The sequence below is a fragment of the Paenibacillus xylanexedens genome, from assembly GCF_007680605.1.
In the GTDB taxonomy this organism is placed as follows: Bacteria; Bacillota; Bacilli; order Paenibacillales; family Paenibacillaceae; genus Paenibacillus; species Paenibacillus xylanexedens_B.
On sequence record NZ_VEIO01000006.1, the window covers coordinates 56,712 to 71,910 of the forward strand.

Below are 15,199 nucleotides of genomic sequence, written 5' to 3' on the forward strand. Positions count from 1 at the left end.
TTACCCGGCTTGGGTGTATGCCGTTTTTCTTTCGGCATGCACCCTGCCGGGTGTTTTTTTATTAGCATTAAATATACTCCAGCAAATTTAAATAATATTGTCTCAACGATTCCTTCAACATCTCAGGCTCAACAATCTTAATGGAAGTACCGTAACCTGCAAGGTAGCTCACAATGAACTCCAGTTCATGAGGTTCATAGGTTCCGACGAGCAGATAGAATCCGTCATGTTCTTCAAGGCGCATGGATGGGTAGTGATTTTGTTGAAATTGCCATGCCCAAATCGCTGATCTTACATTGAAACGAGATAGCTTGTTCGGAAGGTTTCCATAGGGATTGGAGATGTTCACTATGTATTTCAGCAAGGTGATTGACAGGTTCCATATCCGTCAGCACAGCCGAAATGATTCGATCACAGCGAAATACACGATACGCTTTTTTCTCCAGGTCGTATGCCTGGCAGTACCAGTACCCTTTACTGGCATTTAGCGCAATGGGCTGTATAACACGGATGCTGGTTTTTGTTTTGGAAACTGCTTCTGACTGATCATGAGTAGCGTTTTTGTCAGGATACGTAATGCGAATAACCAATTGCTGCACGGCGGCCTTCAACAATAGCTCCAGATGCGAGCTGTTCTTGATCTGTTCGGTATGTTTAAAGGTGACGCGCTGCTGCATGTTAAAAATATTTTCCTGTTGTCGATCGGATAACGCCGCCATGAATTTCGCATGAACTGAAGCAAATGTTGTCTGAAAGGGTAGATCCGAGAAGCTGCGAAGCGCCTGCATAGCGAAATACAAGGCATGGAGCTCATCGGTATTAAACGAGATCGGAGGCAGCTGCATCTGCTGGAGCAGACGGTAACCGCCGTAACGTCCATACTCCGCATAGATGGGCGCACCCATCTCTTCCAAAGACGCAATATCGCGTAATGCGGTTCGTTTGGATATTTGAAACTCTTGCATGAGATCAGGTAGAGTGAAGTGTTGTTTTTGATTAATAAAGCGAAGCATATGGTGTAAACGTTCCGTTTTATTCAATGTTTTATCCTCGTTTTCGTCAATTTCACTTCTTATGGTGCCATGTATTGGCACTTTTATTCGTTATAGTGGTAAGTGTAAGACAGACGAATGAAGGAGGCAAATTATATGAAAGTTGAAGTCATTCCCTTTCTCTCGCTGAACGGAGAAGCGGCAAAAGCAATTACATTTTACGAAAAAACGTTGGGTGCGAAAGTATTATTTCGAAAAAGCTATAAAGAAATGAAGCAGATGAGTCCCGATTTCACATATCCTGACGGTCAGGATGAGTACATCACCCATTCCGTGCTGGAGATCGGATCGAACAAAATCATGATTGCGGAGGAAGCGATGGATACAGAGAGACCGTGGGAGCTGGGAAACAGCACCTCACTGTGCATTCAATCCCAGGATCAAAGACAAGTAGACGGACTATATGAGACGCTCACGCAACATGAATGGGTGAAGGTACTTGTGCCTTATGAAAAGAATGAATTTAGTCCCGGCTACGGGATTATCCGTGATCCGTTTGGTGTTGTCATTCAGCTTTGCGTAACGGTGCACGATTTTTAAGTTTTGAAATGATTCCATTTTGTTTATATTTTTGAATTAAGTTTGTCAGAAAAAGGAAAGTTATGATTACCCATAACTTTCCTTTTTTGTTTCTCTAATTCCCCATCGATAATGAATATTGAACTGGAGAGAGCATTGGAATTAGGGTAAGAACAAGCCCGCAGTCCGCAGAGTATGAAGGTTGTATGTACACAAAAAAATATATTTTGGGATTCGTGCAAATTAGTGATCCAAAAGTCCCGAATTCGGGTATCATTTACTAGGAGTCAACACATCGCAGGAAATGCATCTGTATCGAACGGCAATTAGTAATTAAAATTGCAACACTTTATTGACTATGGGACGGATTGTGGGGGATTTGGATGTCTTTATTGGAGACTGGGCGGCAAGATCAGGTGACGGACGATTTAGTAGTTAAGGCAATGGAGAAAAGTTTGGCGATTATTCGCTTCGACTTAAACCGCAGGGTTACATACGTGAACGATGTATTTGCTTCAAGGATGGGGTATACCAAGGAAGAGATGTATGGGATGCAGCATCGGCAATTATGCTTTGGAACATTTACAGATAGTCCGGCATATGAGGAGTTTTGGAGAAGTATTTTGGCCGGCAACAGCTTTCAGGACAAGATTGAGCGTATGGATGCCAAAGGCCAATCGGTATGGCTCGAAGCTACATATATGCCTGTGTTCGATGCGTCGAATCAGAAAGTGCTTGGCGTTTGCAAGATGGCTACGGATATTACGAACCGACAAAATAACATTACAACCGTTGTTCAGGAATTGAAGGCATTATCTCAAGAGCTGAATGAGCAGGCGGATGCAGGAATTGGTCGGAGTCATGAACTAATGTCCAGCGTTTCTTACATCTCGGAAGTATCTACAGCTAACCAGTCTACTCTAACGCATCTGCAAGAACAGGCTGGCTCCATTCAAGGAGTGGTGCGAACCATTCGTGAAATCTCTTCTCAGACACAACTACTGGCGCTAAATGCAGCGATTGAGGCTGCACATGCAGGAGAGTTCGGCCGAGGATTCGATATTGTGGCGAAGGAAGTACGCAAGCTGTCAGCCATGGTGGAGAATTCAATTAACGAGATTCGAGACAGCGTAACCGGCATTACCAAAGAGATTACCAATATTACAAATGGTACGAAAAAGGTAGAGGACTACGTGCAACAGAGTCACGAAAGAATTGAGATTGCGTTAAATGATTTCAAAACGATCGCGGCCGCGGCTCATTTACTGGATGATAAGGCACAGCATGTAACCCGAATTGTGTAAGCGAAAATAAATATGGTATGAATTCCAGAACGATTCTGTGCTCATGACAGGGTCGTTTTTTTGCTGTTTGCATCATAATCCCCGTAAGTCAATCGTGGTCGTTCACCATCAGGCAAGAAAGTGTTCCATTGCATTTCCTGCCAAAATCACGGAATTTTTATGGGTAAACAGGACACAATAAGCCGGGAATACCTGTGGTTTGATTTTAACAAGAAGGAAGGAGGGATGGAGGGTGTGGTCAACGATTTTATCTTATGTACCGAAATGGACCATCTGGGCACAGGCACTCATGGTTTTTATCGTACCGATTATTCTATATCTCGGAACGAATTGGTTCCATACGGCAATCAAGCGGGGTAGCTTCTCACGCAAAAATAAAATGACTCCTTCTCCGAAGGACATTTCACCAGCGGAAGCTGGCATCGGGCCAGGGACGGAAACGGGGCACTATGCCAACATTAAGTTAACTGGAATACACACGACAGATCTGATTACGGTTCGAGAGACGTTTGGCAAAAATGCAGATGTACATATTCGAGAGTTCACCATTCGGGGAACGAACACGAAAGCAACGATTATGTATACCGAAGGGCTTACGGATACAGATCTGATCGACCAATATTTAATCAAACCTTTAATGATCGAGGGTATACCTGAACTCAAACAGGAAAGCTTCCTTCATCCTGAACAAGAAGACTTCCTGTCCACGTATCTGAAAACTCAAATTCTTCCCGTAAGTGAAATTCAGGAGACACAATCTCTTCAAGAACTTGCATCGGGTGTATTGGTGGGGAAAAACGGTTTGTTAGTGGATGGCCTGCCTGGAGCGATGCTAATCGGAACGTCCAGATTGAAGACGCGCGGGGTGGATGAACCCTTATCGGAAGGCTTACTACGCGGACCGCGTATCGGTTTTACAGAGGAGCTTAGTGATAACACGGGGATTTTAAGACGTTATGGAAGTGACCAGAGTTTATTTATAGAAAAGCTTGAAGTGGGTAGCCGGATTAAAAAGGACTTGGCTATTGCTTATTTTCAGGATATTGCCGACCCTAAACTCGTAACCGAGGTTATGAAACGTGTGAAAAGTATTGATATGGACGCGATGCTGGAGTCCGGTTACGTAGAACAACTGATTGAAGATGATGCTCTGAGTCCTTTCCAGCAGATACTGAATACAGAAAGACCGGACCGCGTAATCGGTGCTTTATTGGAAGGGCGCGTCGCTATTTTGCTGGACGGAACCCCGTTTGTTCTGGTTGTGCCGGTTACGTTCAGCATGCTGCTCCAATCTCCAGAAGACTACTATGAACGCTGGATTCCAAGTACATTCCTTCGAATTCTACGTTTTATGGCAGCTATGCTAGCCCTGCTAGCTCCGGCGCTTTATATCTCTTTCATTTCGTTTCATCCAGGTCTGATTCCAACGAAACTGGTGCTGACGATTATTGAAACCCGTTCGGGTGTGCCCTTTCCTTCGATTATCGAAGCTTTGATTATGGAGCTGTCCATTGAGATTTTAAGGGAAGCCGGGATTCGTCTGCCCAAACCGATCGGACCTGCAATGGGAATCGTTGGGGGTCTGATCATCGGGCAGGCAGCAGTTCAGGCAGGCATTATCAGCCAGTTTCTGGTCATTGTCGTGGCGGTCACAGCGATTTCGTCCTTCACTATCCCAGTGTATAGTGCGGGATTGACGCTCCGTTTGCTCCGTTTTGCCGCTATGTTCAGTGCTGCAGTAATGGGGTTGTACGGTGTGGTCATGTTCTTCCTGCTCATGTGTACACATCTGGCTCGACTATCCAGCTTCGGTGTGCCGTATATAGCGCCAGCCGTTCCATATCATCTGAGTGATTGGAAGGATTTTATCATCCGTGCTCCGCTTAACATGATGAGAAGGCGTCCTGATATGATGAATCCGACCGATGAAGATCGGAAGAAATAATGTTGTTCGAAGTGAAGTTCCGTGCAGAGAGGTTCTGAGCAGTTCAGTATGATTGCGTACATTTCACAGATGGTCAGGAGGTGCTAAAAAGTGAATGACTCCCAAGTAAAAATAAGTACGACACAAGCTGTGGTCATTATCGTCAATTACATGCTTGGTGCAGGCATATTAACGCTACCTCGGACAACGGGCAAAGCGGTTGGAACGCCGGACGTCTGGATTTCGATCATCCTTTCAGGGCTCATTATTACGGGGGTTGGCATTATATTGGTGACCTTATGCCGACGTTTCCCGGAAAAGACCGTTTTCCAATTCACTCGGGAAATTACGGGGCGTTGGATTGCTTACATTCTGGGCTGTGCCAACATTATTTATTTTATGGTGATTGCCGCTTTCGAAATTCGGGTGATGGCCGAAGTTACCGGAATGTATCTGCTTGAACGCACCCCTACCTGGGCGATTGTGATGGTGTTTATGTGGATCGGAATCTACCTGATCTCCGGCGGACTTCCAGTCATTGTGCGTGTGTTTGAAATCATTTTGCCGATTACCTTGGTCATATTTGTAATGGAAATTTTGCTTAGTAATCAGTTGTTTGAGATCGGTAATCTGAGACCGGTTCTCGGAGAAGGGATTTTACCTGTAATCAAAGGGTTGAAGCCTTCTTTGTTATCATACACAGGTTATGAAGTAATGCTTGTCATTACAGCCTATATGCAAAATCCGAAAAAAAGCAATAAGGCGATGACTTGGGGTCTGGGCATATCTACGGCGATATATTTGATCACGGTCGTTATGGTCGTTGGCAGTTTGTCCCTCGATGGGATCAAAACGAGAACATGGCCAACGCTGGATTTGGTTCGAAGTTTTGAGATTCAAGGTTTGATCTTTGAGCGCTTTGAGTCGTTATTGCTGGTCATCTGGATTTTGCAGATTTTCTCCACCTTTGCCATCACCCATTACTGCGCTTCTGTGGGGATTCGTGATCTGTTTAAAGCTAAAAAGATGCGGACCATTATGTACTGCCTTCTACCGTTTATCTATTTGGCAGCCATGATTCCCAAAAATGTATATGAAACATTTGCACTCGGGGACATGCTGGGTAATGCATCTGTCGTTCTGTTTGCCATTATGCCTCTGGTACTGCTGTTGCTGAGCATTATTCGTAAAAAAGGAGGTAAACACGCATGATCTCTCTCCGAATGTGGTTACGAATCCTCTCTGCGTTACTCATTCTCAGTCTGATCTCGGGGTGCTGGAGTAGCCGGGAGATTGAGGATTTAAGTCTCTATGTTGGTCTCGGCATTGATGTCGGACAAGAGACTGAATTCGAGAAAAATATCTCAGCCCAAGGAGGGCATTACCCTAAAGAAGACAACGTCACCGCAACCGTTCAGATTGCCCCTGGGAAATCGAGCGGCCAGCAGAGCGAGCAGGGAGGTTCACCTTCATCGGGTAAATCCTCTTACTCTAATGAACAACTAACAGGAGATTCCATGCTCCAGATTTTCCGTCAATTTGCTTTACGCCGAGATCGTCCGCTCATTGGACATCATCTTAAAGTGATCGTCATTTCCAAAGATATTTCTAAAAAGTATGGATTACAACAGTTGCTTGATTTTGTGCTACGGGATAACGATATTCGTCCAAATTGTCTCGTGCTGATTAGCCATCATCGTGCGGTGGATGTACTTACTTCGAGAGATCCTTCCCGGATTCCGGCCTTTTATCTTACGGGAATTACAAATAACTCGTATATATCCAATAAGATAATGGAGCCTGTTTCGCTTGCCAAACTGGATGCAGAGATGCAGTCTGGCTCCAGTTTTTTGCTTCAAAATGTATTGAATGCAGATGGCGAGGATAAATTTTCAGGGGGGAGCATCTTTAAAGCCAAAACAACGAAATTTATCGGGGAACTCAGCCAAACCGACGTGGAAGCATTATCTTGGATTAAACCTAAGGAAAAGGGCGGAGTTATAAAAACATACAGCAAGGAAGGTTTCACGATTCTCTATGAAATCAAGAAAAAGACTACAAAAATCATTCCGAAGGTAGTTCATGGAGACATCTCATTCCACGTCAAGGCAGAGTCAGAAGGTTGGCTAATGGAGGATTGGCGCGCGCCTGAAAAGGAAGAAAAGGGAGCCTATCTAAAGGAACTGGAGCAGGATTTTGCCAAAATCGTAGATCAACAGATTGATCAGATGCTCTACAAACTCCAGCATACCTATAAAGCCGATGTTGCCGGTTTTCGGGACAGCCTCCGAATCCATTATCCAAAAACGTGGAAAAAAGTAAAAGATAACTGGGATGAAGTGTTTGCGACCGTGCCTATTACCTATGAGATCAAAACGAGCATTGTGAATCCGGGATCTTCGACAGAGTAGCTTGGTACTCCCTAGCCGAGATGCTTAATATATTAACTTCGGCACCCAGGAGATCAAGGGCTTTGCTTGGGTCACACGTAGAATTTATTTAAATGTTGACACATTTGACAACAGTCGATATAGTTATACAAAATCATTTTCTTATCCAGAGAGGTGGAGGGACTGGCCCTTAGAAACCTCAGCAACAGATCTGAAGGATACTGTGCTAATTCCAGCGGGTGAAAGCCTGATAGATAGGAGCGTTTGTTTTTATTTGTCAGTCGCGGCGCACTCTTGGGGAAGAGTGGGTCTTTTTTGTTTGTACTGGATGAAGAAGCAGGGAGCAGGTTATATGGAGAACAGCAACGAAAAGGGACAATTTCAACGAAAAATGCAAACGAGGCATGTGGTTATGCTCTCTCTTGGCGGCGTTATTGGAACAGGACTGTTCCTTAGCTCAGGGTATACCATTCAACAAGCCGGACCACTGGGTACGATTCTGTCCTATCTGATTGGCGCTTTGGTGGTGTACCTGGTGATGCTCTGTCTTGGCGAACTGTCTGTGCATATGCCGGAGACAGGTGCATTTCATAGTTATGCGGCTAAATACATTGGACCAGCTACAGGTTACACGGTGGCCTGGCTGTACTGGCTGACTTGGACCGTAGCGCTTGGATCGGAATTCACAGCCGCGGGACTGCTTATGCAGCGCTGGTTTCCGTCTGTGAACGTCTGGATCTGGAGTGCGCTGTTCGCGCTGATGATCTTCCTGTTTAATGCGTTCACGGTAAAACTGTTTGCCGAATCCGAATTTTGGTTCTCCTTGGTGAAAGTGATGACGATTGTTATCTTTATTATTCTTGGTGGAGCCGCCATGTTTGGCATTATTCCGATGGCAAATGCTGAACCGGCTCCGTTCTTTTCCAACATTACAGCGTCAGGGTGGTTCCCGTATGGAGCGACTGCGATCCTGATGACGATGCTGGCTGTCAATTTTGCTTTTTCGGGTACAGAACTGATTGGTATTGCCGCAGGCGAAACGGAAAATCCGGAAAAAACAATTCCGAAAGCTATTCACACCACGCTGTGGCGTTTAATTATTTTCTTTATTGGCACGATCGTTATTCTGTCTGCTTTGTTGCCGATGTCAGATGCAAGTGTGCTGGAAAGTCCGTTTGTTGCTGTCATGGAGCGAATCGGTGTTCCTTATGCAGCCGACATCATGAACTTTGTTATTTTAACGGCAATTCTATCCGCAGCCAATTCGGGGTTATATGCTTCATCACGGATGCTCTGGTCATTGGCGGATAAAAAGACAATCTCTCCATGGTTTGCCCGTTTGACCAAACGCGGTGTACCGTTCAATGCACTTGTGCTTAGTATGGCTGGTGGTGCGCTGGCGTTACTATCCAGCATCATTGCGCCGGGGACCGTCTATATTACGCTTGTTTCGATCTCAGGTCTTGCTGTGGTAGCTGTGTGGATGAGCATCAGCGTATCTCAGTATATGTTCCGTAGACAGTATCTGCGGGAAGGGCATGACGTGAAAGACTTGGTTTATCGAACGCCATTATATCCAATCGTACCTATCGTTTCATTTGTATTGTGCCTCGCATCCTGTATCGGTATCGCTTTTGACCCGACGCAGCGGATTGCTCTATACTGTGGTATTCCATTCATTATTTTGTGTTACATTGTGTATTATTGGACGGATCGTATGAAGAAGAAAAGAGGGCTGACTTCATGACTCAACGAGAGCAAACGAATGATATAAATGTGGTTCAACGTATTCTGGACGAGTATCCAATCATGATTCTGGATGGTGCACTGGCAACGGAGCTTGAACAGCATGGCTGTGATCTGGATGATTCGCTCTGGTCTGCACGAGTGTTGCTGGAGAACCCGGATGTTATCGTGAACGTGCATGCTGATTATTTCCGTGCAGGGGCAGATTGCGCAATCACCTCCAGTTATCAGGCAACAGTGGAGGGCTTCCGCAAGCGTGGCATTGGAGAAGGTGCTGCACTGGATCTGATTCGCAAAACAGTAGAGCTGGCTGCCAAAGCGAGAGATGATGTGTGGGCAGAAGTGCAAAGAGCTACAGCAGGTGCAGAAGGTTCAGCAGGACAGCTTGTAGATGTTTCTTCGGGACGAGCCGAGAACGTGGGGAACGAGCAGGTTGATTATCGTACTGGTGAATACACTAGTGGCGAGAAGTTGCGTCGTCCGCGACCTGTCGTTGCTGGCTCTGTCGGCCCGTACGGTGCCTATCTGGCGGATGGTTCCGAATATGTGGGACATTACGGCGTCTCGGATGAGACACTTGCTGCATTTCACCGACCTCGCATGGCAGCGCTGATTGAAGCGGGAGCTGATATTCTAGCATTCGAGACAATTCCTTCGTTGCAGGAGGCTCGGGTACTTGTAGAATTACTTAAGGAGTTCCCTGGTGCTCATGCATGGCTTTCTTTTTCGTTAAAAGATGGGACAAGCATCAGCGAGGGCACACCGCTTGAGGTATGTGCACAGACATTTGGCTCCGAGCCGCAGATTGTAGCGATTGGCCTGAACTGTGCTCCGATGGAAGTGGTCACGGAAGCCATCGGTGTCCTGCGCCAAGCCTGCGATAAACCGATCATCGTGTACCCGAATTCAGGTGAAACCTACGATGCCGAGACGAAAACATGGAGCGGCGAAGGTTCCTGCGGAAGCATGAAGGACGCATCAGAACAATGGGTTGCCGCTGGTGCGCAGATTATTGGCGGATGTTGCCGCACAACACCGCATCAGATTAACGAGCTGGCGAAAAAGTGGCGGAGCTAGAAGATTAGGGTTGTAGGTTAGATATATATAGTCGTAGTTGAAGATAAAAAGCCCTCACTGATCCATGACTGGATTGGTGGGGGCTTTCAGTATGCATCAGAATTAACATTAATGTTTTTTGATATGTTATTTACTTAATTGTGTGCTAACTAAGGTACGTCCTTTGTTGCTTATGAGGTACAGACCTGTTGTGTTATGCAGAAACATAGATTCATTATCAAGATCAAATTCGCCATTGTTATACACGTGTAAAATGTTTAGGTTATTTGTGTCCGTAATAATAAGTTCTTCTTTGTCATTCTTGACGGATAGAAACATAAAACTTGTGGCATCCAAAGCCATATTAAAACGTCCTCCTGGCAGGTATGGCTTCTCCGCAATCAATCTACCTGAAGATGAATATAGCTTGATTCGTTTATTTTTAACGTCTGCATATAAAAAACGATCTTCCATAGCATAAAGCTCGGTTGAGTATTCATAATAAGGAAGTTGTTTGGTCCAGTTAAGTTGTCCTGTGCTGTTGTACCCCTTAAGCGTCAACGTATTTTTGTAGGTATTATAATGCAGGAATGTGCCGTCAGGTAGCCTTCTAATTCTGTTGTAGCCTTTACTGCCAGCAATCGTTTTAATTTTTTTTCCGGTGGTCAGGCTAATCAAGTATAGATCGGGATGATCTACAAATTTACTGCCGACAATCACATCTCCATAAATCTGGTACATAAAATATGGAGCTTTTAACTTTTTGCTTAACTTTCCTTTGGTATCGTAATAGTAGAGGGTACTGCTTTTATTATCGTCGGAGTTCCAAAACAAATATAAACTTCCATTTTCGCTTGGACTAGCTACTTCGACTCCGCCTCGTCTCCACTCTTCTGGCGCCCCTGGCAAAGCAGCTGTCCATATAACTCGACCTGTGGCTACATGCTTGGCACTCACTTTATTATTTTTAAAAATGAATATATATCCATCATCGGAAAGTTTGTACTCGTTGTCCGTTGGCATCGACCAAAGGAGTTTCCCTGTTTTGGCATCAACACTATCGATGTAATAGTCATTATTCTTACCTGCCTTATTGATGAGTAGGCTCTCATTCCCCGTAGCATCTATAACTTTCCTCATTGAATGTGAACTTGTGCTGCTCTTTCCACCGTTGGTGATATCATATTCCCATTGAGGTTGTAGAAGAGCTTGAGCGAGAGTAGGCTCAGACGGGATAACAAGGAAGAAGCAAAGGCTGGCTATGAGCCAAAAGTTAATTCGCTTAAATTTCATGAATGGTAGACTCCTTATGTAATTTTCTTTTCATTTTGTACCTATTCCACAGTTATCACTGCTTTGTGATGGGGCTAAATTTAATCCGGACCTACCGTTGTATTTTTGTTGTACAAAGAAATTAACTCCCTTTCCATAGTATGGGATAAGTCTATCACACTACCATTGCTAGGTATATAGGACTACTCCCCTCTCCTGTATATCAAAAAAATGTAGAAATAGGTCATAATTTATGTATTTATGATAAAAAAGAAGCCGCACATTAGGTACAGCCTCGGTTGAGAAATACAACTATTTAACTTACACATGCTCCAGATCATCGATCGGTTCATGCTGTCTGGATTTCTGGTATTCCGCTGGAGACACTCCAAAGTGAGCGCGGAACACCCGGTGAAAATAGGAGTAGCTGGCAAAACCACAGGATTCCGCAATATGCTCTAGTGTCATTTCGCTGTATTTCATACGCTCTAGCGCCGCATTCAGGCGGATTTCGATGGCATACTGGATCATGGTCTGATTATAGTGTTCCTTGAATAAACGCACGGCCCGCGAAAGACTGAGTCCGGCGTAACGGGCGGCTTCCTCCAGTTTGAACGTAACCGTGGCATGTTCTTCGATAAAACGCTTCAGCTTAAGTGCCGAGGAGACGGCCCGGTCGGTCTGAATATTTTCCGTAATCGCCCGGTCAATGTACAGGCATAGCCCCCGCAACAGAGCGTCCTTCAGCTCGGCATTTTCCTCCAGCGGGCCGCGACGTTTCTCCAGCAGCATGTTGCGCCACAGACTGATCAGCTTGTCATCCAGCCCAATACGGCTTACCGTCGGACGTTGCTGACGTTTCCACCACTTTTCAATCCAGCCGCCTTCACAGAAAAGATAGTAGTCCCCACTCGACAAACGCCCTTCCTTGTGTGGCTCATCTACGACGAGGCGATAATCGTCCCCTGGTTTTAATAAAAGCAAATCACCGCTGGTCATGCGGAATTCCTCTTCCTGTACATATACTTTGCACGAGCCTTCCGTCTGCAAGCGGAACAGATAGGTGGCTAGCTCGCCTTTCATATTATGGGTGAATGCCTTGTAGTGATAGGAGTAGTCACAGATCAATACGGATGTGTCCAATGTGTCCACAGATGTACGTCCCCCAATCATTCGATCCTGTTGTATCATCGATTCATCATCCTGTCCGAGTGCAGTTAAACGGCTGAAATGATGGGACAATTCAGGATGGAAATAAAATTTGATCAGATAGTTCATGTTCTGACTATATTGTATATGTTCATTTTAGCCTGTTTTGCGTTAGGATGATACCAGATAGAGCAATGTAAGCAAATTTGAGAGCAGAGGAGTATCTGTCATGAAAAAATTGAACATTGGTTTGCAACTTTTTACACTTCGTGATGAAACGGCAGCAGATTTCCGTGGTACACTGCGCAAAGTGGCCGCCCTTGGATACGAAGGGGTTGAATTTGCCGGATATGGCGACATTCCAGCAGAGGAAATGAAAGCGCTACTAGATGAGCTAGGTCTAAAAGGTTTCAGTAGCCACGTGTCCCTTCATGCGATGCGCGAAGACCTGCAAAAACAAATCGATTACCTGAAAACAATTGGTGCACAATATATGATCTGCCCTTATCTGATGCCGGAAGATCGCCCGGACAATGCAGAAGGCTGGACAAAGCTGTTTGAAGAATTGCAACAGTATGGAGCCGAGGCAGCAAAACAAGGTTTGATCTTTGGTTACCACAACCATGACTTCGAATTCCATGGCCAAGTTGGGGATGCAAATGCTTTTGATGCCATGTTTGCTCAAACGACTCCAGAAGCGGTACAAGTGGAAATGGACGTATGTTGGGTACAGTTTGCCGGACAAAATCCGATCGAGTATATTAATAAATATGCGGGCCGTTTGCCGTTGCTTCACTTGAAAGATTTCAGCAAAGACGAGCAGGGTCAGATGAAAACACTGGAGTTGGGACAAGGCGAAGTGGATCTGCCGGCTGTCATTGAAAGCGCAACAAATGCAGGTGTAGAGTGGCTGATCGTGGAACAGGACGTATGCCAGAACCCTCCGCTTGAGAGCGTGGAGAACAGCCACAACTGGCTGAAACAAAACTACCTGAATCAGTTCTAAGAGTTAAAGGACTCAACGTAATATCTGACCGTGCCAAACATGAATCTAATTGTCAAAGGAGACTTTTGTACATGAGTAAAATTAAAGTTGCTGTATTCGGCTGTGGAGCCATCGCCCAGCGCAGACATATTCCAGAGTACGCTGCCAATGAGAACGTAGAACTTGTCGCATTTGCTGATCCGGTAGTGGAGCGTGCGCAGGAAATGGCTGAAATGTACGGCGGTAAAGCCTATTCCAGTTATGAGGAATTGCTTGCAAACGAAACAACAGTAGAAGCGGTGAGCGTATGCACACCGAACTACCTGCATGCACCGATGACGATTGCCGCTGCTAATGCGGGCAAGCATGTGCTGGTTGAGAAACCGATGGCGGTTTCCACTGAAGAAGGTGAGCAGATGATTGAGGCGGCTAAGAAAAACGGCGTATATCTGATGGTAGGTCACAACCAACGTCTGATGCCTCCTCACGTGAAAGCCAAAGAAATTCTGGATTCCGGCCGACTGGGCAAAGTGCTGACCTTCCGTACTGCTTTTGGTCACCCGGGTCCGGAAGGCTGGAGTTTAGATGGAGCAGGTAGCTGGTTTTTCCGCAAAGAAGAAGCCATTATGGGCGCGATGGGTGACCTTGGCGTGCACAAATCCGACTTTATCCGTTATTTGCTGAACGACGAAGTATCCGAAGTAGCTGGTTTCATCAGCACGCTGCACAAAGAAGGCACGGATGTGGATGACAATGCGACATGTTTGCTGCGCATGAAGAGCGGTGCAATCGGCACACTCGTAGCCAGCTGGACACAATACAGAGGCGGAGACAACAGCACCGTGCTGTGGTGTGAAAATGGCGTAATGAAGATCGGTACAGTGGAAGGCGACGAGGTTATCGTCGAGTTGACCAATGGTACGGTCGAAACGTACAAAGTTGGCGCGATGGCAACCAATGAAAAACAAGTACCAAGCGGCGTAATCGATGCATTCGTAGAATCCATCGTAACCAAGACGCCTCCATCCATCTCGGGTGAAGAGGGCTTGCGTTCCCTGCAAGTCATTCTGGCTGCGTTTGAATCCGAGAAAACAGGTCAGATCGTTAAGCTGTAACAGACTTAATGGACTGTAATAGGCCTCGATAGGTCGTAATAGCCTGTAATTAGAACGAACAAGCTTTGGGTTCGCAATCATTAAATTAGAGGACATTCTCCAGCGCAGTGTGCTGGTGGGTGTCCTTTTTATGTGAGTCATCGGTTCAGTTAGGGTGCAACTGTTAAGCACATTACGCGAGGTGATTACATATCCAGATATGATGCAGGCATGATATGAATGTAATGCAAGGAATTCTCCAGTATCCTATACTAGGGAATGTTTTTTTGTGAGTAATACAGGGAGACATAGAATGTTCAAAATACCAGGATTACGCTAACGATCTCAGATGAGCTTATTTGCACCGTTTTGTCGGTCTGAAAAATGTAACGATCACCAGCGACGTTATTTCTTCAGAAAGGCCTCCAAATGAGCAGAATTGAGGGTGAAATGGGAAAATAGCGTTTCCTGTGATCGTTAGATTTGAGAAAAGGCTAAAATCGGCGAAATAGCGTTATCTGTGATCGTTAGAAATCGGCTCATGTCCTTAGGCTGTAATCGCTGGATCAAAGTGCTACATTTGAGGGATTTACTTTGTATTGGTGAGTAAGTATACTTTGCGACGTGTGCGTGTGCGTGTGCGTGTGCGTGTGCGTGTGCGTGTGCGTGTGCGTGTGCGTGTGCGTGTGCGTGTGCGTGTGCGTGTAC

Annotated in this window: 13 protein-coding genes and 1 riboswitch; of the genes, 9 read left to right on the forward strand and 4 right to left on the reverse strand. The window is 45.5% G+C overall.

The features are described from left to right. Window positions 1-67: 67 nt before the first annotated feature. Both FS818_RS29410 and FS818_RS21860 read right to left on the reverse strand, forming a co-directional pair. On the reverse strand, window positions 68-244 hold the full coding sequence (locus FS818_RS29410) for a WYL domain-containing protein (protein WP_260989944.1): 177 nt from the start codon (window positions 242-244) through the stop codon (window positions 68-70). Next, window positions 234-1,040 carry a helix-turn-helix transcriptional regulator gene (locus FS818_RS21860; protein ID WP_260989945.1) on the reverse strand — a complete coding sequence of 269 codons (807 nt, stop codon included), beginning with the start codon at window positions 1,038-1,040 and terminating at the stop codon, window positions 234-236. The genes FS818_RS29410 and FS818_RS21860 overlap by 11 nt, the downstream gene beginning before the upstream one ends. A gap of 108 nt (window positions 1,041-1,148) precedes the next feature. Here FS818_RS21860 and FS818_RS21865 point away from each other — a divergent pair, with 108 nt between their 5' ends. From FS818_RS21865 to mmuM, 7 genes are all read left to right on the forward strand, one after another. Beyond that, window positions 1,149-1,592 (forward strand): VOC family protein, encoded by a 444-nt coding sequence (locus FS818_RS21865; RefSeq protein ID WP_145334676.1) that lies wholly within the window; start codon window positions 1,149-1,151, stop codon window positions 1,590-1,592. Window positions 1,593-1,954: 362 nt separating this feature from the next. Beyond that, entirely contained in the window at window positions 1,955-2,875 is a 921-nt protein-coding gene (locus tag FS818_RS21870) for a methyl-accepting chemotaxis protein (RefSeq protein WP_145334678.1), read from the forward strand. Between the two features lie 232 nt (window positions 2,876-3,107). Further along, window positions 3,108-4,820, forward strand: coding sequence for a spore germination protein (locus tag FS818_RS21875; RefSeq protein ID WP_145334680.1), 1,713 nt, complete (start codon window positions 3,108-3,110; stop codon window positions 4,818-4,820). A 90-nt stretch (window positions 4,821-4,910) separates the two neighbouring features. Further along, the gene (locus FS818_RS21880; protein WP_145334681.1) at window positions 4,911-6,011 is read left to right on the forward strand and encodes a GerAB/ArcD/ProY family transporter; all 1,101 of its coding nucleotides are present in this window, start codon (window positions 4,911-4,913) and stop codon (window positions 6,009-6,011) included. Beyond that, window positions 6,008-7,210 carry a Ger(x)C family spore germination protein gene (locus FS818_RS21885; protein WP_145334683.1) on the forward strand — a complete coding sequence of 401 codons (1,203 nt, stop codon included), beginning with the start codon at window positions 6,008-6,010 and terminating at the stop codon, window positions 7,208-7,210. Before FS818_RS21880 ends, FS818_RS21885 begins: the two co-directional genes overlap by 4 nt. A 138-nt stretch (window positions 7,211-7,348) precedes the next feature. Further along, window positions 7,349-7,450, forward strand: a riboswitch (SAM riboswitch). Window positions 7,451-7,541: 91 nt separating this feature from the next. After that, the gene (mmuP, locus tag FS818_RS21890) at window positions 7,542-8,936 is read left to right on the forward strand and encodes an S-methylmethionine permease (RefSeq protein ID WP_145334930.1); all 1,395 of its coding nucleotides are present in this window, start codon (window positions 7,542-7,544) and stop codon (window positions 8,934-8,936) included. Further along, a complete protein-coding gene (mmuM, locus tag FS818_RS21895; RefSeq protein WP_145334685.1) occupies window positions 8,933-10,012 on the forward strand; it encodes a homocysteine S-methyltransferase in 1,080 nt (359 codons plus the stop codon). The genes mmuP and mmuM overlap by 4 nt, the downstream gene beginning before the upstream one ends. A 126-nt stretch (window positions 10,013-10,138) precedes the next feature. On the opposite strand, the gene FS818_RS21900 is transcribed toward mmuM, so the two are convergent. Beyond that, a complete protein-coding gene (locus FS818_RS21900) occupies window positions 10,139-11,284 on the reverse strand; it encodes a PQQ-binding-like beta-propeller repeat protein (protein WP_145334687.1) in 1,146 nt (381 codons plus the stop codon). A gap of 300 nt (window positions 11,285-11,584) precedes the next feature. Further along, complete coding sequence (locus FS818_RS21905) at window positions 11,585-12,436, reverse strand: helix-turn-helix domain-containing protein (RefSeq protein ID WP_186375569.1); 852 nt, start codon at window positions 12,434-12,436, stop codon at window positions 11,585-11,587. Window positions 12,437-12,641: 205 nt separating this feature from the next. On the opposite strand from FS818_RS21905, the gene FS818_RS21910 reads away from it, so the two are divergent. Beyond that, window positions 12,642-13,418 (forward strand): sugar phosphate isomerase/epimerase family protein, encoded by a 777-nt coding sequence (locus FS818_RS21910; RefSeq protein ID WP_145334688.1) that lies wholly within the window; start codon window positions 12,642-12,644, stop codon window positions 13,416-13,418. A gap of 71 nt (window positions 13,419-13,489) precedes the next feature. Further along, window positions 13,490-14,512, forward strand: a complete 1,023-nt coding sequence (locus FS818_RS21915; RefSeq protein WP_090924332.1) for a Gfo/Idh/MocA family protein — start codon at window positions 13,490-13,492, stop codon at window positions 14,510-14,512. The last annotated feature ends 687 nt before the right edge of the window (window positions 14,513-15,199 follow it).

Coding starts and splice junctions, on each gene's coding strand:
- FS818_RS21870 (WP_145334678.1), top strand. CDS start 1,955: ATGTCTTTATTGGAGACTGGGCGGCAAGATCAGGTGACGGACGATTTA.
- FS818_RS21905 (WP_186375569.1), bottom strand. CDS start 12,436: ATGATTGGGGGACGTACATCTGTGGACACATTGGACACATCCGTATTG.
- FS818_RS21910 (WP_145334688.1), top strand. CDS start 12,642: ATGAAAAAATTGAACATTGGTTTGCAACTTTTTACACTTCGTGATGAA.
- FS818_RS21900 (WP_145334687.1), bottom strand. CDS start 11,284: ATGAAATTTAAGCGAATTAACTTTTGGCTCATAGCCAGCCTTTGCTTC.
- mmuM (WP_145334685.1), top strand. CDS start 8,933: ATGACTCAACGAGAGCAAACGAATGATATAAATGTGGTTCAACGTATT.
- FS818_RS21885 (WP_145334683.1), top strand. CDS start 6,008: ATGATCTCTCTCCGAATGTGGTTACGAATCCTCTCTGCGTTACTCATT.
- FS818_RS21865 (WP_145334676.1), top strand. CDS start 1,149: ATGAAAGTTGAAGTCATTCCCTTTCTCTCGCTGAACGGAGAAGCGGCA.
- FS818_RS29410 (WP_260989944.1), bottom strand. CDS start 244: ATGCGCCTTGAAGAACATGACGGATTCTATCTGCTCGTCGGAACCTAT.
- FS818_RS21915 (WP_090924332.1), top strand. CDS start 13,490: ATGAGTAAAATTAAAGTTGCTGTATTCGGCTGTGGAGCCATCGCCCAG.
- mmuP (WP_145334930.1), top strand. CDS start 7,542: ATGGAGAACAGCAACGAAAAGGGACAATTTCAACGAAAAATGCAAACG.